The 21,118-nt window shown below is 42.6% G+C and carries 13 protein-coding genes; 5 read left to right on the forward strand and 8 right to left on the reverse strand.

Features of this window, described 5'->3' with window-relative positions:
• Positions 1–17 precede the first annotated feature (17 nt).
• Together MLE17_RS12455 and MLE17_RS12460 are read left to right on the forward strand one after the other, a co-directional pair.
• Complete coding sequence (locus MLE17_RS12455) at positions 18–1,127, forward strand: glycosyltransferase (RefSeq protein WP_243349034.1); 1,110 nt, start codon at positions 18–20, stop codon at positions 1,125–1,127.
• Positions 1,128–2,252: a glycosyltransferase gene (locus MLE17_RS12460; protein ID WP_243349035.1), complete on the forward strand. Its 1,125-nt coding sequence runs from the start codon at positions 1,128–1,130 to the stop codon at positions 2,250–2,252.
• A gap of 54 nt (positions 2,253–2,306) precedes the next feature.
• Here the strand turns inward: MLE17_RS12460 and trxB are convergent, their stop codons facing one another.
• The 5 genes from trxB to MLE17_RS12485 form a co-directional block, all read right to left on the reverse strand.
• A complete protein-coding gene (gene trxB / locus MLE17_RS12465) occupies positions 2,307–3,248 on the reverse strand; it encodes a thioredoxin-disulfide reductase (protein WP_243349036.1) in 942 nt (313 codons plus the stop codon).
• Positions 3,249–3,263: 15 nt separating this feature from the next.
• Positions 3,264–3,911, reverse strand: a complete 648-nt coding sequence (locus tag MLE17_RS12470; protein ID WP_243349037.1) for a LolA family protein — start codon at positions 3,909–3,911, stop codon at positions 3,264–3,266.
• A 138-nt stretch (positions 3,912–4,049) separates the two neighbouring features.
• The gene (locus tag MLE17_RS12475; RefSeq protein WP_243349038.1) at positions 4,050–6,500 is read right to left on the reverse strand and encodes an FtsK/SpoIIIE family DNA translocase; all 2,451 of its coding nucleotides are present in this window, start codon (positions 6,498–6,500) and stop codon (positions 4,050–4,052) included.
• 194 nt (positions 6,501–6,694) lie between these two features.
• Positions 6,695–8,170 carry an NADPH-dependent glutamate synthase gene (gltA, locus tag MLE17_RS12480; RefSeq protein ID WP_243349039.1) on the reverse strand — a complete coding sequence of 492 codons (1,476 nt, stop codon included), beginning with the start codon at positions 8,168–8,170 and terminating at the stop codon, positions 6,695–6,697.
• 37 nt (positions 8,171–8,207) lie between these two features.
• Positions 8,208–8,999, reverse strand: a complete 792-nt coding sequence (locus MLE17_RS12485; protein ID WP_243349040.1) for a sulfide/dihydroorotate dehydrogenase-like FAD/NAD-binding protein — start codon at positions 8,997–8,999, stop codon at positions 8,208–8,210.
• Positions 9,000–9,867: 868 nt separating this feature from the next.
• Between MLE17_RS12485 and MLE17_RS12490 the strand changes: the two genes are divergently transcribed.
• Positions 9,868–12,558: a 4-alpha-glucanotransferase gene (locus tag MLE17_RS12490; protein ID WP_243349137.1), complete on the forward strand. Its 2,691-nt coding sequence runs from the start codon at positions 9,868–9,870 to the stop codon at positions 12,556–12,558.
• Positions 12,559–12,616: 58 nt separating this feature from the next.
• Here MLE17_RS12490 and dnaA read toward each other — a convergent pair whose 3' ends face one another.
• From dnaA to MLE17_RS12505, 3 genes are all read right to left on the reverse strand, one after another.
• Positions 12,617–14,017, reverse strand: a complete 1,401-nt coding sequence (gene dnaA, locus MLE17_RS12495; RefSeq protein WP_243349041.1) for a chromosomal replication initiator protein DnaA — start codon at positions 14,015–14,017, stop codon at positions 12,617–12,619.
• Between the two features lie 331 nt (positions 14,018–14,348).
• The gene (locus tag MLE17_RS12500; RefSeq protein WP_243349042.1) at positions 14,349–15,239 is read right to left on the reverse strand and encodes an MlaD family protein; all 891 of its coding nucleotides are present in this window, start codon (positions 15,237–15,239) and stop codon (positions 14,349–14,351) included.
• A 136-nt stretch (positions 15,240–15,375) separates the two neighbouring features.
• Positions 15,376–16,488 carry an N-acetylmuramoyl-L-alanine amidase gene (locus MLE17_RS12505; RefSeq protein ID WP_243349043.1) on the reverse strand — a complete coding sequence of 371 codons (1,113 nt, stop codon included), beginning with the start codon at positions 16,486–16,488 and terminating at the stop codon, positions 15,376–15,378.
• 258 nt (positions 16,489–16,746) lie between these two features.
• On the opposite strand from MLE17_RS12505, the gene MLE17_RS12510 reads away from it, so the two are divergent.
• Together MLE17_RS12510 and MLE17_RS12515 are read left to right on the forward strand one after the other, a co-directional pair.
• Positions 16,747–19,512, forward strand: coding sequence for a tetratricopeptide repeat protein (locus MLE17_RS12510; RefSeq protein WP_243349044.1), 2,766 nt, complete (start codon positions 16,747–16,749; stop codon positions 19,510–19,512).
• Between the two features lie 56 nt (positions 19,513–19,568).
• Positions 19,569–21,116, forward strand: coding sequence for a PglZ domain-containing protein (locus MLE17_RS12515; protein WP_243349045.1), 1,548 nt, complete (start codon positions 19,569–19,571; stop codon positions 21,114–21,116).
• Positions 21,117–21,118: the final 2 nt, after the last annotated feature.

A 21,118-nucleotide genomic window follows, 5' to 3' on the forward strand; every position in this document is an offset into this window, starting at 1 on the left:
AACCTTAATCTGATTCAATGTCAAAAAAGATAATTAAAGTAGTTGTCACTAACGATCTCCATACCGACCAACGGGTTCACAAAGTATGCTTTTCTCTCCTGAAACATGGTTTCGAACCGCAACTAACCGGTATTTTCCGCCCCTTTAGCCAACCGATTAAACGAACTTATCATACTGAGCGTTTTGAAATGCGATTTCAAAAAACCGCTTTGTTTTATGCAGAATACAATATCAAACTATTCTTCAAGCTTTTGTTTGGGAAGTTTGATATCATCCTGTCAAATGATACTGACACATTACCCGCAGCTTTCCTGGCAGCCCGACTCAAAAAAAAGCCTATTGTTTTTGATGCCCACGAGCTGTTCACTGAAGTGCCCGAATTGGTGCATCGCCCTGTAATCAAACGTGTCTGGAAATCGTTTGAAGACGTCATTCTGCCTAAAATAAAATATGCCTATACCGTATGTCAACCTATCGCTGACATTTACAATAAACGTTACGGACTTAAAATGGGGGTTGTGCGTAATGCACCCCTAACCCGAAATTCCGCAGTTAAAACACCTAAACGGTTTACTTTTGAAGGGAAAAAAATGCTGCTCTACCAGGGAGCAGTAAATGTGGGGAGAGGATTGGAATGGGTCATTGATGCAATGCCTTATCTGGATAATGTCGTTTTCTGCATCGCCGGGGACGGTGATATTACGCAGGAAATTACCGACCGCATCCTTCGCCTGGGGCTTCAGGACAAGGTACTCATGATGGGCAAAATACCGTTTGAAGAGTTATACAATTACACCATTTCAGCCGATTTGGGTATCAGCCTGCTTGAAAACAGAGGATTGAACTATTACTATTCTTTACCCAACCGTATTTTCGATTTTGTACAGGCACAAGTACCGGTGCTTGCCACTGATTTTCCGGAAATCCGGAATGTGGTAGAGGCTTATCAGATAGGCACATTAATTGACCATTATGAACCGCAATATCTGGCCGGAGTGATTCAGAACATGCTTTCTGAATGGGAAAATAAACCGGATAAAAAGGCTATTTTCGAAAAGGCTCAAGCCGATTTATGCTGGGAAAAAGACGAAGAAACGCTGATTGGAATCTTCAATTCAATCCAATAAATGCAAAAGGACAAGCACATACATATCGTCTCGTTTGATAACCCCTACCCACCGGATTACGGAGGCGCTATTGATGTGCTCTTTAAGCTGAAGGCTTTCCAGGAGGCGGGAATTGATGTTACGCTGCATATTTTCGAATACAAAAGATGCAACCGGGGAGAACTGGAGAAATATTGCACAAAGGTAAATTACTACCACAGGCCGACCAGTCTATGGTACCAGTTTTCCGCTTTACCGTTTATTGTAAATACCCGTAAAAGCAAATCTCTTTTAGATAATCTACTAAGGGATAATGATCCGATTCTTTTTGAAGGGCTTCACACGACACTTTTCCTGAATCATCCGGCATTGGCCAAACGTACTAAAATCGTACGGACACACAATATCGAGCACGAATATTACACCCTGCTAGCTCATAGAGAAAAGAATTGGCTCAAGAAAATCTATTTCAGAATAGAAGCGTTCAAACTGAAACGCTACGAACCCAACCTTGCCTTTGCCTCCGGTATCGCGGCAATCTCCCAGACCGACTGCGAATATTTCCGGATATTAAACTCAAACACCCGATGTGTAGGGGCTTTTCATCCATTTTCCGGAATAGATTGTCAAAAAGGGACAGGTGAATACATATTGTATCATGGTAATCTGGAAGTGGCGGAGAATCAGGAAGCGGCAGCATACATCCTTAATAATCTGACGGCTGAAATGGAGCTTCCCTTAATCATTGCGGGAAAAAATCCGCCGGATAAACTGCTTCAACAATGTCAGAGATTCAGCAATGTCAAAATAATCGGCAATCCGTCGGATAAAGAAATGGCCGGTTTGATTACCAATGCGCAGATTCACTTATTGCCTACTTTCCAACCCACCGGAGTGAAGTTGAAGCTGCTATATGCCCTTTTCTCCGGTCGGCATGTGTTGGTTACACCGGAAATGGTGATAGGTTCTGATTTGCAAAACATATGCGTTGTTTGCCATTCTCCGGTTGAGTTCAAACAACAGATTCGAAGGCTGTACAAACAACCATTTGATGAACAGATGTTATCTAACCGGCAAAGTGCATTGACGGAACATTATAACAATCAACAGAATATTGCTAAGTTACAGGATCTGTTATTCAGCTAAAAAGGCAGCCCGGAAATCCGGACTGCCTTTTTATATTCTTTATAAAACCGGGAATCAATGCCCCAGTTCGCTTAAATAACGCTCTGCATCGATAGCTGCTTTACAGCCTGAACCTGCGGCAGTAATCGCCTGACGGTAAACAGGGTCAGCCACATCACCGGCTGCAAATACTCCAGGAACATTTGTTTTGGAAGTACCATTCTCAGTAATGATATAGCCTACCTCATCCAGTTTCAGGTATGGTTTGAAAATATCGGTATTGGGTTTATGACCGATGGCCAGGAAGAAACCGTCGATTGCGATATCCACTTTCTCTTCATCGGCCTGCCCGCGACGTTTTACCAGGTGAGCACCTTCAACGCCATTATCACCAAACAGACCCTCTGTTTCATGTTCGAAGAGCACTTCAATCTTCGGATTGGTCATCACCCGCTCCTGCATAATCTTAGAAGCACGAAGGAATGGTTTGCGCACAATCAGATAAACCTTGCTAGCAAGATTGGCCAGGTAAATAGCCTCTTCACAAGCGGTATCTCCACCGCCGACAACGGCAACCGTTTTCTTGCGGTAGAAGAATCCGTCACAGGTAGCACAGGCTGAAACGCCCATTCCGGCATATTTTTGCTCATCGGCCAGTCCCAGGTATTTTGCACTGGCTCCGGTCGAAATAATCACAGTTTCGGTCTCAATCACTTTTTCACCATCAATGGTCACTTTATAGGGAGCTGCTGAAAAATCAACCGCAGTTGCAATTCCCCCACGAACATCTGCGCCGAAACGTTCTGACTGTTTCTTTAGGTCCTCCATCATTTCTACTCCGGTCGTACCACTCGGATAGCCGGGAAAGTTCTCGATTTCGGTAGTGGTGGTAAGCTGACCACCCGGTTGAATTCCTTCATACAAAACCGGAGAGAGGTTAGCTCTTCCGGCATAGATAGCCGCCGTAAATCCGGCTGGTCCTGATCCAATGATCAGGCATTTCACTTTTTCGCTCATATTTATTGTCTCTGATTATCTTAAATCAATTACTTCAGCTTTAGGGTACTGTTTTTTATTGAAAACAAACAGGTTGTCAGCATGATTCAAGCCGCTTTTGTAGTTTTTAATCGTAATCAGCTGGCTGCTCTGATTTTTATTCTGGATAAAGATAGAAGTCAGTGTGTGTTGGTTTTTATCAATCTGGACAGTGATTTTTTCAATCTCCTTTTTGGTATTCGCAGGAATCAGGTCAACTACATCTACCGATTTTCCACCCACCTTCTTCTCGCCTGAATATTTACAGGTATATCCTCTTTTATAAATCTGGAACAGGACTGTTGGATTAATCGCATCCAATTCAGCAGGAGTCGGGGTAGAAAGATTGACTTCGTCACTTTCTTTATTAAGCACCCACTGGTTCTTTCCGTCAAACCACATCTCCACATCCTCGGAGGTATATTTGAATTTATTACCTTTCATAATCACCTTACCACTGTAAGACTCGTTTTGTTTCGCCTTTTTGTTGGTTACTTTTACTGTAAAATCCGCCGAAACCCCTCCCGCCTTTTCATAAGTGGCATGAGCTTCATCCAATACGGCCACTGCTTTCGGATTTTGTTGAGCTGATAACGAAAAAATAGAGATAATAAATCCCAATACTAAAACTACCTGTTTTTTCATAATTGACTGTGTGATTTCAAATTAAAAATTCAGATTATCGGACAAACAATCATCCTATCGGGGATGTTTGTCTGATGTAAATCTTTTCAGTTAAAATGGCATTTCCTGACACTTTTTCAGGGAATGCCATTTATCGTATTAAAGCATATTCTTTAAATGGTTCTCCAGTTGGACTTCATCGGTCAATAACACCTGACGGGCTTTGCTTCCTTCAAACGGACCAACCACTCCGGCTGCTTCCAATTGGTCCATGATACGGCCTGCACGGTTATAACCCAATGACATTTTACGCTGAATGAGAGAGGTTGACCCCTGCTGATGAATGACGATCAAACGGGCTGCCTCTTCAAACATCGGATCCCGGTCATTCAAATCAATACCTGCTGCATTGCTACTGCTCTCTTCGCCCACATATTCCGGCAGGTAATACGCATTCGGATAACCGCGTTGATTCCCAATATAATCGGCAATCCCTTCCACTTCCGGCGTATCGACAAAAGCACATTGCACGCGAATCAAATCGCTACCCTGAGAGAAAAGCAAGTCACCACGACCGATCAACTGGTTAGCTCCCGGACAATCCAGAATAGTACGTGAGTCAATCATGGACGATACCCGGAAGGCAACACGCGCCGGGAAATTCGCCTTGATGGTACCGGTAATGATGTTGGTAGATGGACGCTGTGTCGCGATAATCATGTGAATGCCTACCGCACGTGCCAGCTGGGCAATACGGGCAATCGGCAATTCCACCTCTTTACCGGCGGTCATAATCAGGTCACCAAACTCGTCGATAATCACCACGATATACGGCATATAGCGGTGCCCTTTTTCCGGATTCAGCTTGCGGTTGATGAATTTATCGTTGTATTCCTTGATGTTACGCACATGAGCCTTTTGCAACAAATCATAGCGGCTATCCATCTCAATCGTAATCGACTTGAGAGTATTCACCACTTTGGTTACATCGGTAATAATGGCATCCTCCCCGTCGGGCAGTTTAGCCAGGAAGTGACGCTCGATATTTGAGTAGATATTAAACTCTACCTTTTTCGGGTCAACCAGCACAAACTTCAGTTGTGACGGGTGTTTCTTATAGAGCAACGAAGTAATAATCGCATTCAGACCGACTGATTTACCCTGACCGGTTGCCCCTGCCACTAGCACGTGAGGCATTTTGCAAAGGTCAACCATAAAGATTTCGTTGGTAATGGTTTTCCCCAACGCAATAGGCAAATCAAACTTCGTCTCCTGGAATTTGCGGGAGGCAATGATAGACTGCATCGAAACCATTTGCGGATCCTTATTCGGTACCTCGATACCAATGGTTCCTTTACCCGGAATCGGAGCAATGATACGGATTCCCAATGCAGCAAGACTCAAAGCAATATCATCCTCCAGGTTTCGGATTTTGGAAATACGGACACCCGGTTCGGGTACAATCTCATAAAGCGTGATGGTAGGGCCAACGGTCGCTTTGATGGAGCTGATTTTAATGCCGTAGTTTTCCAGCGTTTCGATAATGCGGTTTTTATTGGCCGACTGTTCTTCCATATTGATGGGCAGATCAGCATTATCGTAACGTCTCAGCAACTCAACGGACGGGTATTTGTAGTTGGACAAATCCAGAGTCGGGTCATAGGTTCCCAACGAATCGCCATCCCACACATCATCGTCGGTCGCATTGCGCTCAACAATAAAATCAGGATCCTCCTCTCCTGCCTGTGGCAAAACAGTCTCTTCCTGAAAAGGAGCTTCCACCACGAAGTCATCCACCTGCCCCTGGGAAATCCAGGGTTCTGCCATTTCGTCCTCATCCTGCAAATCGGGTTTCGGAATATATGCAGGAGGCTGAACGACAGAAGCCGGAGCTGCTTTTTCCTCCGCAACCGGTTGTGAAAACACAGATTCTGAAGCTGCAGCTTCCTGTGGTGCCTCTTTTTTATCTCTTTTGGGAATAAAAGAGAGCCCAAAAATCTTACGGAGGAAGGGTATGGTATCGGCATTTACCACGATTAACGCCAAAAGGAAAGTAAAAACAATGATCAGACAGGTTCCAATCCAGCCCACATTCGCCTGAAGCAATTCGCTCATATAAAATCCATGAGAACCGCCAAGATACAGGAACGAACTGTCCGTGGTATCCACAAAAAAGAAACCGAAAAACAGAGAGCCCCAAATCAGTCCGACCGTACTAAATGCAAAATGCCTGAAGAGGCGAAACTGTTGGGCTTTCATCAGATTTAGCGACGTGAGCGCCAGAAAATATACTAAAAAGAAAGAAGAAACGCCGAAAGTCCGGTTCAGGAAAAAATTAGACAGGAATGCGCCACTGGAACCCGCCCAGTTTTCAATGCCGTTTTTCACTTTTATCAATTCAAACAACGTCTTATTTTCCAGTTTACTTTGGTCAGCAGCACCGGTATAGAAGAAGGAGATGAATGACACTATTAACAGTACATCAAACACGAACAGCAATAAGCCTATCACAAAATGTGTAATCTCACTGTTGCATAACTGTTTAATCTTATCGACAAGCGGTGGTACCTGAGCTGTAACCGCTTTTTTTTCGGGTTTCTTTTTGGCCATAATAATCCTTAATTAACCTCACAAAGGTAAAAAAAACAACGAAATACCAACTATCGCGCCCCCGATTTATCTGTTAAAAATCGGAGGATAGAAATTGGTTGTATTCCGCAGGTCGGGTTGGTTTAGAGACAGAAAAACGGGAATGTCTTGTTTTCAAGAACATCCCCGTTTTATTGTCTTGTATGATCGGTATATTACAACGTCCTGGTCAGATATTCATGCATACTGGCAGCAGCCCTGCGACCGTCGCCCATAGCAAGAATCACGGTTGCACCTCCACGCACGATATCTCCTCCGGCAAACAGATCTTTCACATCCGACTGCATGGTCTCCTGGTTTACGATGACCGTGCCCCATTTGCTCACCTGCAAGCCTTCGATAGAACTTGGGATCAACGGGTTCGGAGAAACCCCGACACTCACAATCACCAAATCCACTTCGATCTCTTCCTGCGCTCCCGGAACCTCTACCGGACTTCTGCGACCGGAAGCATCCGGTTCGCCCAGTTCCATTTTCTGAAGAATCATCGTTTTCACTCGACCTTTCTCATCGCCCAGATAAGCGACAGGGTTGTTCAGCGTCAGGAATTCGACACCCTCTTCTTTGGCGTGTTTTACCTCCTCCAGACGAGCCGGCATCTCCTCTTCCGAACGACGGTAAACAATCATCGCACGCTCAGCGCCTAGGCGTCTTGCAGTACGAACCGAGTCCATCGCGGTATTTCCACCTCCGATGATAGCCACTTTTTTTCCGAAGAAAACAGGGGTATCAGAATTCGGATTGGCAGCATTCATCAGGTTCACGCGGGTCAGGTATTCATTCGAAGACATCACTCCGTTCAGGTTTTCACCCGGAATACCCATGAAGCGGGGCAATCCGGCTCCACTTCCCACGAAGATTCCCTTAAAGCCCATATCGTGAATATCGTCGTAGCTCAAAGTCTTTCCGATGATGCAGTCGGTGATGAACTCTACGCCCATTTCGCGCAGGATATTTACCTCTACATCTACGATTTTATTTGGCAGGCGGAACTCAGGAATACCGTATTTCAATACGCCGCCCACTTCGTGAAGCGCTTCGAATACGGTAATCGAGTAACCCAGCTTTGTCATATCACCGGCAAATGCCAGTCCGGCAGGACCTGAACCGACAACGGCAATCTTAATACCGTTTTTCGGTGCGGTTTCCGGTACAGACATCTGACCGCTTTCGCGTTCATAGTCAGCAGCAAAACGCTCCAGATAACCAATGGCTACCGCCTCTTTATTCATTTTCTTCGTGTACACGCAGTTTGCCTCACACTGTTTTTCCTGCGGACAAACACGACCACACACTGCCGGAAGAGCGCTGGTCTCTTTCAACGTGCGGGCTGCGCTGAGAAAGTCGCCTTTCTCAATATATTTTACAAACGTAGGGATATTAATGCTTACCGGGCAACCCTGCATACAGGTAGGATCTGCACAGTCAAGGCAGCGTTTTGCTTCACACATCGCCTGCTCGGGTGTCAGGCCCAGGTTTACCTCTTCGTTATTGTGGCTACGGTATTCCGCATCCAGTTCGTTCATGTGAACACGGGCAAGAGCAGCACGATCTTTGGCTTTCATGCCTTTGCGCAACTCATCTCTCCACGCCTCGTTTCTTCTCTCTGCTATGATTGATTGTTCTGACATTGCTGTTATTCGTTTTGTTAAATGTACTTTCCGTGAATTACTCCACATCTTTGTATGAGCCCAGACGCATCAGCATTTCATCGAAATCTACCTGATGAGCGTCAAATTCGGGACCATCCACACATACGAATTTTGTTTTTCCTCCCACAGAAATACGACAAGCGCCGCACATTCCGGTTCCGTCCACCATGATAGTGTTGAGTGATGCCACTGTTGGCAATTCATATTTCTTAGTCAGCAACGAGACAAATTTCATCATCACTGCAGGACCGATGGTTACACAGAGGTCAACCTTCTCACGCAGAATCACCTCTTCCACGCCCTGGGTAATCAATCCTTTTTTGCCATAAGAACCATCATCGGTCATCACGATAACCTCGTCAGAATTCTGTTTCATCTGCTCTTCGAGGATCACCAGATCTTTGGTACGCGCAGCCAACACGGTAATCACGCGGTTTCCTGCTGCTTTGAAAGCTTCCACGATCGGCAACAGCGGAGCAACGCCCACACCTCCACCGGCACAAACTACGGTGCCTACCTTTTCGATGTGTGTCGCCTTACCCAGCGGACCTACCACATTGGTAATATATTCACCTTCATTCAGCGCGCAAATCTTGGCTGATGAACGTCCTACGTTTTGGATAACAAGCGTAATGGTGCCTTTTTCTTTATCGGCAGCCGCAATAGTCAGGGGTATACGCTCTCCCAGCTCCCCCACTCTTACAATCACAAAGTGTCCTGCTTTGCGGGAACGGGCAATCAAAGGAGCTTCAATCTCCAGCTTTACCACCTTCTCCGAGAAGTACTCTTTACTGACAATTTTGTTCATTATGTGTAGTGATTTTACGGAAAAATAGTTTCTAAAAAAGAACGCGCAAAGATAGAGCTTTTATATTTAGGTGCAAAAGAAATAATTACAGGGAAATCTTTCAGGAGAAATTTAAAATGGGAATAAATTCCGTAGTGGCTTACGTTCGGAATACAACTCTGGGGAGTACTCCGAATTGTAGATTTAATTAAGCGGTTGTTTTATTTTCATTGTGATACTTTCCTATATCAAACCCTGGGCTTATTTTTATTTTTTTTCAGATTTAGCAGATTCAACAACGAGTAGAGGTAAATCTCAGAACACTGTCTTTATACCCTACCAAAACCACACCAAAAGCATACTATAAATGCCTTTTAAAGTAAGATTTCACAGTGATATCACAGTATTGTCACAGTGGTAACACAGTATTATTGCAGTTTTATATAGGACTGTGATATCTCTGTGTTACTACTGTAACTTGAATTTAATGAATACGCTAGTAATAAGCTTAAACCTATAAGAAACTGCGCTAATTGTATAGTAGGACCCGGGACAAGAAGCGCACCCGGAACGGACAAAAGCTACAGGAGTCAAAATCAGGAGTCATTCACGATAAACTTTTCTACTCTAAAGCAATCATGAAATTCGAGATATTCATGATCGCCCTTTCACTCTCTACCCCATTCCACCCAACTAAATCCTTTCATTTATCCCATCCGGTCTATCCATCATCCGCTTATTCAACCAACGACTTTCCTCCTATGCCCGTTGCAAATACGCCCCATTTTCCAGCAACTCATCCCTTTAACACTCAATTTCATCCTCATTCTCTTTAGAATCAAAAAGATTTTCAATATATTTGGGAAAGAACCTAAGAAGACTGACCATGATACAGATTGAATTTCAGGTTAATTACCGGACAAAAGGAGATGAAAAAGTTTATCTGACCGGCTCTATCCCCGAATTGGGTAACGGCGATAAACAGCACGCAGTGCTTATGCACTACAGTGGAAACGGAAACTGGTCCTATGATATTGAAACCCGCAAAGCCGACCTATCCTTCACCTACGGATATATTATTAAGGCTGGCCAGAAGATCATCAGGGAAGAATGGGGTAAACAACGCCACTTTCTGGTCAACGAAACCAACGAATATTACCGGCTATGCGACCATTGGCAGGCTATTCCTCCCAACAATCCTTTTTTCTCATCCGCATTTACCCAACATTTGTTTGCCAGAGGAAAGAACAATAACGCTTCAGGTGAACCTAAAATCTATAGAAAAAGCCTTACCTTAAAAGTTTATGCACCCACGGTTCAGCCTCAATACAAGCTGGCCATTTTGGGGAATGATCCTGTATTGGGTAACTGGAAACCAGACAAAGCCATCATGCTAAATGATGCTTCATTTCCGGAATGGGAAATCTGCATCGATATGGCTAATTGCAAGACTAATTATCTCGAATATAAATTTGTACTGATAGATTCAGAAACCCAACAACTTGTTGCCTGGGAATCTGGAGCGAACCGACATTTCAACACAGAAATAATTTATCTGCGTGAAGCAATCATTGTCAGTGGCCTCCTGTTTGAAAATCCGCTAGCCGGCTGGAAAGGAGCCGGTGTGGCGATTCCTGTATTTTCATTACGCACCAATGATAGTTTCGGAATCGGAGAATTCGATGATCTCAGAAAACTTGCTGACTGGGCAACCCTCACCGGACAGAAAATCATTCAGATCTTACCGATCAATGATACGACAATGCTGCATACCTGGGAAGACTCCTACCCCTACAATGCCAATTCAATTTTTGCACTGCATCCGATTTACCTCAATCCGGAGAAAATCGGTATCCTTAAGAATAAAAAGAAAATGGCCTATTTCAGTCAAAAGCGAAGTAACCTAAACCAACTGAAGGAAATTGACTACGAAGCGGTCAGCAAGACGAAATGGGAATATTTTCGGGAAATATTTAAACAAGAGGGAGATAAAACGCTTAAATCGGAAGACTTCCTGAATTTCTTCAACGATAACAAAGAGTGGCTGATACCTTATGGAGCATTTTGCTATCTGAGGGACAAGAACGGCACACCAGACTTTACCCAATGGCACAACTATGCCTACTTCAATCCTCGTAACATCACCAATCTGACCTGCTGCCAGTCAGTGGCATATCCCGCGATTGCATTGCACTATTTCCTGCAATATCATTTGCACTTACAACTGACTGAAGCCGTACAATATGTGCATGACAAAGGATTAGTGCTGAAAGGTGATATCCCCATCGGAATCAGCCGCAACAGCGTAGAAGCCTGGAAAGAATCTCATTACTTCAACATGAATGGCCAGACAGGTGCGCCTCCCGATGATTTTGCAGTAAATGGCCAAAACTGGGGCTTCCCGACATACAACTGGGAAGCAATGGAAAAAGACAACTTTCAATGGTGGCGCCGCCGGTTTGGAAAAATGGCAGACTATTTTGATGCGTACAGGATCGACCATGTACTGGGATTCTTCCGTATCTGGGAAGTTCCCGCCGAGGCCGTTCATGGACTACTCGGCCATTTCAGCCCTGCCCTGCCATTGAGTGCTGATGAAATTAAACACTACGGTCTCCACTTTCATGAGTGGATGACCAGACCATACATCCACGATCATGTCATCCGCGGCATCTTCGGTGAATACACGAATGAGGTAATGTCACTCTATCTCGATCATAAAAGCCACGACAAATGGGCGTTAAAACCGGAATTTGCCACTCAGAAGAAGGTTGAAAACCGTTTTAAAGGTATCAAAGACGAAAATAGCCTCTTTATACGAGACGGATTATACGCTTTGATCAGTGAAATCCTGTTTGTTTACGATCCGAAAGAGCCTGACAAAGTGCACCCCCGCATATCCGCTCAATTCACCTATGCGTATCAGGCACTGAATGATCACGAAAAATGGTGTTTTAATCGCTTATATGACGACTTCTACTATCACCGGCACAATGAGTTCTGGCACAACCAGGCGATGCAGAAACTGCCGGCATTGATCTCCTCGACTGCCATGCTGGTTTGCGCAGAAGATCTCGGTATGATACCTTCGTGTGTACCACAGGTACTGGAGGAGCTTCAGATTCTGAGTCTGGAGATACAACGTATGCCCAAAGATCATCGTTTTGAATTTGGTAACACCAACCAGTACCCTTATCGTTCGGTAGCGACAACTTCCACGCACGATATGACAACTATCCGGGGTTGGTGGGAAGAAGATTATGCCAAAACGCAACAGTACTACAACGCTATATTAGGGAAACACGGGCAAGCACCACATCATGCCGATCCATATATCTGTGAAAATATCATCGAAAACCACTTATGGTCACCGGCTATGCTTGTTATCCTCCCATTTCAGGACTGGTTATCAATAGATGAAAAATTACGACGTGCTGACGCAAATGAAGAACGCATTAATATACCGGCCAATCCAAGGCATTATTGGCGATACCGAATGCACTTGACTCTGGAGGAATTGATCAATAGCCATCATTTGAATCAACATATTTTACGCCTAATCCTCCAAAGTGGCAGATAAAAAAATCCCCGGTTGCGAAACACAACCGGGGATTTTTATACCTATTCGTCCTGAGAATTTACATTTTCAGCTCTTTCTCGATTTCATCAATCTGCGAGCGTAAATTTTTATCTATCTCTATCAGGTTTTTAATCGTTTTACAAGCATGTAACACTGTAGCATGATCTTTTTTACCGATCAACTCTCCAATGCGGGAGAACGACTGATCAGTATGCTTTTTAGCCAGATACATAGAAATCTGACGCGCCTGTGCATATTCACGTTTGCGTGATTTAGAATTAACCATCTTCTGGTCAAGGCTAAAGTATTCACACACTTTATCCAGAATCTGTTCAGTTGAAATCTCTTTCTTCTCAAATTTCACACACTTGCTCAATACCCGTTCAGCCAGATCAATATCCACATCACGGTTATATACCATCGAGTGAGCCATCAACGAGACTATAACACCTTCCATGTCACGAACATTCTCAGTAACATTATTAGCAATGTACTCAAGCACATCGTCGTTAATGCTCAATCCGTCATGACGAACCTTATTACGAAGAATGGTTTTGCGCAACAGGTAATCGGGTTTTTCCAGTTCGGCAGTCAAACCCCATTTAAAACGGGTCAACAGACGTTGCTCCAATCCATGCAATGAAACGGGAGGACGGTCAGAGGTCATCACCAATTGCTTATTATTTTGATGCAAATGGTTGAAGATATGGAAGAAGGTATTTTGCGTTGCTATTTTCCCGCCCAATTCCTGGATATCATCAATCAATAACAAGTCAATGCTTTGGTAAAAGTTGATAAAGTCATTAACCGAATTATTGCGAACGGCATCAGTGTATTGAATCTGAAACAGGTGTGTCGAAACATACAAGACACGCTTACTCTGATGCAAGTGTTTAGTCATCGAACCGATTGCATTCAGCAAGTGCGTTTTGCCGACACCTGATTCTCCGTGTATAAATAACGGGTTAAATGCTGTTTTACCCGGATTACGTGCAATAGTTTCTCCGGCAGTACGGGTAAGCTTGTTACTCATACCGGCAAAGAAGTTTTCAAAAGTATAGTTGAAGTTCAACTGCGGATCCAGATCCTGATAAACACGTTGAGCAAAGGGATCTGGCACACGTTTAAGCTCATTGACCGGTGCCTGTTTCTTTTTTTCGGAAAATGAAGGCGCACCCTCCCAATCAGAGGTCGATTTTGTCTCATTTTCCACCAAAACACGATACATAAGCTTAGTCTGACGGCCAGCTACCCTATGTATGGTATTTTGGAGCAGATCAATGAATTTCTCCTCCAGATATTCATAGAAAAAGGGACTTGGCACCTGGATCAACAGCTCGTGATTGTGATATTGAAGAGGCACAATAGGTACAAACCATGTATTATAGGCCGCTTCACTCACATTATCGCTAATGATCCGGAGACACTTGTCCCAGATTTCATTGTGAGTTAACTTCATATTCAATTTCAATTTTTCTTTTCCAATTTCGAGATACAAATTTCAGACTTATTTCTGACAAAAAAAACCGGATTATTATTTGATTTTTCCCCTTATAGAATATCCAATTTATTCTCAGGTAGTTACGAAATAAAATTTAAGATTTCATCCCATCAAATAACAATCTATCACCTCATTGTATTTCAGACACTTACATTATTTTACATTTTAGAATGTCCTAAAACATAGTCTGACACAGGAAGCTCAATCCCTTATTTTCAGGACTATTATTTACCAGAATCAGGCCTCAGACAAAAAAACAAACAATATAGAACCAATCTAAATAAGCAATTTATTTCCGACCAAACACAGAGAAGTGAACATATCGTTTTGGATTTTCCTTTAAATCCACCATTAAACGATTAGCATTGGCTGTTGTTGCTGACAGATTGTCATAAAAAGTGCGATCATTAACCAATAAGCCCAATGAATTATCCTTACGGTTTAACTGTGTACTTAAAGATTTCAAGTTCGTCAAAGTCGTATCCATAGTACTCATAGTATGTGCAAAATCAATGCGTTTAAGATTTCCGCTTACAGTTGAGAAGTCATTGCTCATGGTTTTAAGGTTTCCGACAACGACAGGAACTTCGTTTGACATGATTTTATTTAAAGAAGCAGAGGTCTTGCTAAGCTCGGCTGTAGTTGTTTCAATATTTACCAGAGACTTGTTCAATGCAGGATTACTAACCACTGTCTGAAGACCTGCCAGTACGGTATCCATGCGGGATAATATCTGAGAAAGTTTAGGCAGCATATCTTTTTCAACCTTTTTCATTAAACCGGAAGCTTCCTGGGCCGGAATAGTATCTCCGGGAACAAGATACTGATGACTCTCAAGATTAAGGGAAAGAGTAACGGCTGCTGTACCTAGCAGTTCAGATTTATATTCGGCTACAGTCCCCTTTGACACCCGAAGCTCTTTATCCATTGCCAGTTCGACAATGATGTGTCCGGGATGTTCATAATCATATTCGAAAGATCTGACCAAACCAGCCTTATATCCATTGATGTAAACAGGACTGGAAACGGTCAACCCACTGACATCCTGAAATACAACATAATAATAATTTGCAGGTTTCATTAAATTAATTCCCTTCAGGTAATTTATCCCGTAATAAAGCAACAACAAGCTAATTATGGCGGCAAAACCGATTTTAACCTCTTTGGTAAGTTTTTTCATTGTCTGTTCTTATTAATCATTTCGTGGTTGCGATACTGAGACCAAATTATCCCTGTATCATTTATTCTGAATTGTATATTGATAAATCCAACAAAATCAACAATCATAAAGATCTCATTTATTGGAAAGATCATCTTTATTTTACGATGAATTTCTCTCCGTTGCAGTAACCGATTACAAAACAATCCTTGAATTTACGTGATAATTCACTTCTCAGTCGATTGATTTCCTTAAGATCGGATGTATTACCGATAGTATATTTGTAGAGTCCCTTTTCCTTATAAAAATCAATATTCTTTTCGCCTTTAAATTCAGAAGAATTGGCTTTAAGTTGAAATGGAGATGCAAGAATCTGAACTTTATAAATAACCTCTTCCTGATTTTTGGAGGTCACTACACGGGTAGATTCCCGCTCTGCTGTATCTTTCTTTTCGGTTATCTGAGGGCGTTGTTCAATTGAAAGTGTCCCCTGACGTTTATCGTAGTTACGTTTAAACTGGACAAATGCATTATAGATTGCATTGGCCACCTTCTGCTGTCCTGATTTTGAATTCAGAAAGTTCTCATCATTGCGATTGGAAATATAGCCCACCTCAACCAGGACACTGGGCATCCCTGTATTTCGCAAAACCAGAAAAACATCCTGACGCACCCCACGGTCTGTGATATCATTTCCCCTAAACTCTTTTTGGATGTTGGTAGCCATAGAGATACTCTGATCCATAAACCTGTCATGCAGGGTTTCAAACATAATGTAAGATTCAGATGAGTTGGGATCAAAACCCTCGTATTTTACTTTATAATTATCTTCCAGTAGAATTACGGCATTTTCCCGTCTTGCAACCGCGAGGTTTTCATTCGAACGGCGCAATCCCATTGTGTATGTTTCGGCACCATACGATGCACTGCTGGTAGATGAATTCGTATGAACTGAAATAAACAATTGTGCTTTAGATCGGTTCGCTATATTTGCCCGTTCCTGAAGTTCCACAAAATAATCACCATCACGGGTATAAATAACCTTCACGTTGGGATTTCTTGTTTTAATCATCTCTCCCACCTGCAATGCTATAGCAAGGTTTATGTCTTTCTCCTTTGAAAAGCTACCTATCGCCCCGGGATCCTTTCCACCGTGCCCTGCATCAATAATTACCTTAAAATCACCGGCATTAGCATTTACAGAAATAAAAACCAGCGTAAAAAGCAGGAATATCCTGACCAAATGATATGATTGATTCTTGATATACATAGCAAAGTTTTGCGCAAAGTTAATTTTTTCCGGCCAAATTCAACTATCGGCACCTACAATTCTAATAACGCTCAAGACTCTATCTGATTGTTATTTACAGCATACACTCTTAAGGATCCCCAACTATATCCTCAGTATCAGACATCATCGAAGTTGCATCAAAAACAGGCGGAATATTCCTTAAAAATATGTATGTTTGCATTACAGTCCCACAATATTTACTGGCGAACTCTGTTTTACTAATAAAATCAGATCAAATTGAAAAAGGTCAACTACACCATATATGCAGCTTTATGTTCGTTACTACTTATCTCAGGAAGCTGCTCTACAGAAAAAAACACAGCTATTTCCCGGTTTTACCAGGGACTGACTACCCGTTACAATGTCTATTATAACGGTAATCAGAACTTTATCAAAGCATCTCAGAATCAGCTACAAAATTCAGCAGATGACTATACCCTGTTTTTACCTTTACACCCGGTAAGCTTATTAAACGGAAGACTAAACAACGAATACGACCGGACCATCGAGAAGTGTCAAAAAGCGATTAAAACGCACTCTATCAAGACAAAGCCTGATTTCAATGGTTATAGAAATACTAAAAAGTACAAACAGTGGCAGTTGACAGAAGAATACAACCCGTTCCTGCACAACGCCTGGCTTTTGATGGCAAGAGCTCAATTCTTTAAAGGGGATTTCGAAGCCTCTTCTTCAACATTCAGCTACATTATCCGCCATTTCCGCAATTTACCCAACGTGGTCATGGAGGCACAAATATGGAATGCCCGCTGCAGTGCAGAACAAAAAGATCTGTATGAGGCCGAGGACATTTTAGGCAAGATAAAAAAAGACGCATTAGCACCCGGATTAAAATACGAATATAATGTAGCTCAGGCTGATTTGCTGCTAAAGCAGAAACTTTACCCGCATGCAGCAGATGCTATTCAGGAAGTATTAAAAGCAGAAAAAGATAAAACACAGAAATGGAGACTCAACTTCCTGCTGGGACAAATCTACCAAAGTACCGGAAATAGTCTGGCGGCATATTATGCTTACAACAAAGTAATCAGGCTTTCACCACCCTACGACGCTCAGTTTGCAGCACGCATCCGTCTTACCGAATGTGCTGCTTCAGAGAATACCACCGGTATCCTCCGAACTCTTACATCCTTGACTAAAAGAGTAAAAAACAGAGAGTACCTGGATCAGCTTTATTATGCTATTGGTAATATCTACCTGGGCAAAAAAGACACTTCAAATGCCGTTCGGAATTATGTTTTGTCTGTTGAGAAAAATAAGAAAAATGTAAGTCAGAAAGCTTTGGCACAACTAAAACTCGGGGATATTTATTTTGCAAAAAGGATGTATGCCCCGGCTCAACCCTGCTATGCGGGTGCAATCGCATCCCTTCCCAAAGATTTTGACGGTATTGATTTGGTTAAAAGACGCTCTGATGCACTGGATGAACTGATTGTGCATTACCAGAATGTCCACTTACAGGACAGTCTGTTGACTTTAGCCTCAATGAATGAAGCTGATCGTTTAATAGCGATCGGAAGAGTAATCGCAGAAATTAACCGCAAAGAAAAAGAAGAAAAAGAGAAGCTGGAAAAAGAAAAGCAGGAAGACATCGCACTGCAGCGTAAAGCCCAGATGGAAGCTGAATTCGGAGTTCCGAATGCGATTAAGACCAACACTTTCACACCAACAGCCAACACTGACAACTCATGGTATTTTTACAATACTCAAAGTGTAACAAAAGGTAAAACTGAGTTTCAAAGCCGCTGGGGAAGCCGCAAACTTGAAGACAACTGGCGCCGTCGAAACAAAAGCGATTATGTGTTTGCTGATCTGGAAAAAGGAGAATCCAAATCAACCGAAGTGACTGGAGAAGCAATAAAATCGGATTCCATAACGGCTAATCCGAAAGAAAAATCGAATGACCCTAAAAACCCCAAATACTATTTAAGCCAAATCCCTTCTACTCCGGAAGAGATTAAAAACGCAAACGATATTGTCAGTGAAGGACTATTCAACATGGCTTACGTTTACCAAACCAGACTCGAAGACTATCCGTTAAGTGTTTCTACTTACAACACACTATTGAAACGCTATCCGGATACCAAAAATAAGATTGAAGCCTATTTCAATCTATACCAAATTGCCCGCACTCAAAACGATATAAAACAGGCCGACTATTACAAAGATAAAATCATATCAGAATTTCCTCAAAGTAGATATGCGGCGATTCTCTCAAACCCCAATTATCTGGCTGCTTTAAATCAGAAAAGTCACGTAATTGATAGTTTGTACGCTCAGTCCTACAATGCTTACCTGAAGAATGACCTGTCATTTGTTCGCTCCGCATACGAAAAGGTTCAGAAAGAGGCTCCGATGTCGGTATTGATGCCGAAATTCATGATGCTGAATGCTTTGACCTTCATTTCGGAAAAGAAAAATGATGAATTCAAAAAGCAGCTTAAAGAGCTGCTCGACAGATACCCCAACGCTGATGTAAGCCCGCTGGCCGGAGCCATGATGGCAAATGCAGTGCAGGGCCGCATGGTTACAGGTGAAAAGATATCAACCGATATCTGGAGTAAACAGATCAAGGCCAGCGAATCTGAAGCAATGGCTTCTACTGATAAGAATACCCAATTTACGATTGACCCGATCAGCCCGCACCTTATGCTTTTTGTATTCCCGGCAGATTCGACTTATAATAACAAGTTGATTTATGAAGTAGCAGGGTTCAATTTTGCTAACTTTGCGGTACGTGATTTCGACATGGACATGCTTCCCTTACAGGGAATCGGACTACTCAGGGTAAAAGGCTTCAACACATTTGATGAAGCGTTTATTTACCGCCAGAGATTATTCGGGCCAAAAGGAATTGCCAATCGCTTACCGTCACAACTCAAAACGGTGCTAATCTCAGAGAAGAACTTCGACAGTTTATTGATGGGACGAACATTTGACGAATATTTCAAGTTCTATGAAAAGAATTTCGGTGGGAAGAAGTAGCGATTCCGATCTATCAGATTCTACTAAACCATAATCAGAATTATCAAATATAAAATATGAAGAAAGACCGCCTACTCTGGGCTGATGACGAAATAGATTTGCTCAAACCCTACGTTTTTTTTCTGGAAGAAAAAGGGTATGAAGTAGTAACGGCTTCTAACGGTCGCGATGCCATAGACCTTTGCAGGGAGGAGAACTTTGATATGATTTTCCTCGATGAAAACATGCCCGGCCTGAGCGGTCTGGAAACACTGGCCCGTATCAAAGAGATCAATCCCTCGGTACCCATCGTGATGATTACCAAAAGCGAAGAGGAAAACATCATGAATCAGGCTATCGGTAGTAAAATAGCCGATTATCTGATCAAACCGGTCAATCCGAATCAAATCCTGATGAGTATCAAAAAATACGTACACAAAAAGGAGATTATTTCGGAAACCACCACCCACAGCTACCAACAGGAATTTAACAAAATAGGAATGCAAATTAACGACTCATTCACCTATTTTGACTGGATGATGGTGTATAAAAAACTGGTTTATTGGGAACTGGAGCTTGAACAGGCGCAAAACAACATGGATGACCTGCTCAAAATGCAGAAAAAAGAGGCCAATTCGGCTTTTGCCAAGTTTATCAAAAACAACTACGAATCGTGGATTCTCAATCCGGATACCCGTCCGATGATGAGTCCTGACCTCTTCAAACGCCGAGTTTTCCCAATCCTCGACGAAGGTGAAAAACTATTTTTCATTCTGATTGATAACTTTCGTCTAGACCAGTGGAATGTAATTAAAGGTCACCTGGCTGAATACTTCAACTTTGAAGAAGAGCTGTATTATAGCATTTTACCAACTGCAACCCAATATGCCCGTAACGCAATTTTTTCAGGATTGATGCCTTTGCAAATTCAAAAGATGTTCCCTGAGCTTTGGGTGGATGAGGAGGAAGAAGAGGGTAAGAACCTGAATGAATCACCGTTGATTCAGACCCAAATTGAGCGTTTCCGTAAAAAATATACTTTCTCTTATCACAAAGTCAATGACTCCCAGTTTGGCGAACGGATGCTACAAAACTTATCCGAACTGGAAAAAAGTCAATTGAATGTTGTAGTGCTCAACTTTATAGATATGCTATCCCATGCCCGCACAGAATCAAAAATGATCCGTGAATTGGCAGCATCTGAAGCGGCATATCGTTCTCTGACTGAGTCTTGGTTCAAACATTCTTTTGCCTCAGATATGTTCCGCATTCTGGCAGAAAAAGGATATAAGGTGATCATCACCACTGACCACGGAACCATTCGGGTAGAAAACCCGATAAAAGTTGTGGGTGACAGAAACACTAACACAAACCTGCGTTACAAAGTAGGTAAGAACTTGAACTATAACTACAAACAGGTATATGAAATCAAGAATCCGGAAAAACTGGGGCTACCGGCTCCAAATGTAAGTTCGACCTACATCTATGCGATGAACGACGATTTCTTTGCCTACCCCAACAATTACAACTATTACGCAGGATATTACAAAAACACGTTCCAGCACGGAGGAATCTCAATGGAAGAGATGTTGATTCCATTTATCACATTAGAACCTAAAAAATAGAC

The sequence above is a fragment of the Parabacteroides sp. FAFU027 genome, assembly GCF_022808675.1.
Classification (GTDB): Bacteria; Bacteroidota; Bacteroidia; order Bacteroidales; family UBA7332; genus CAXXIC01.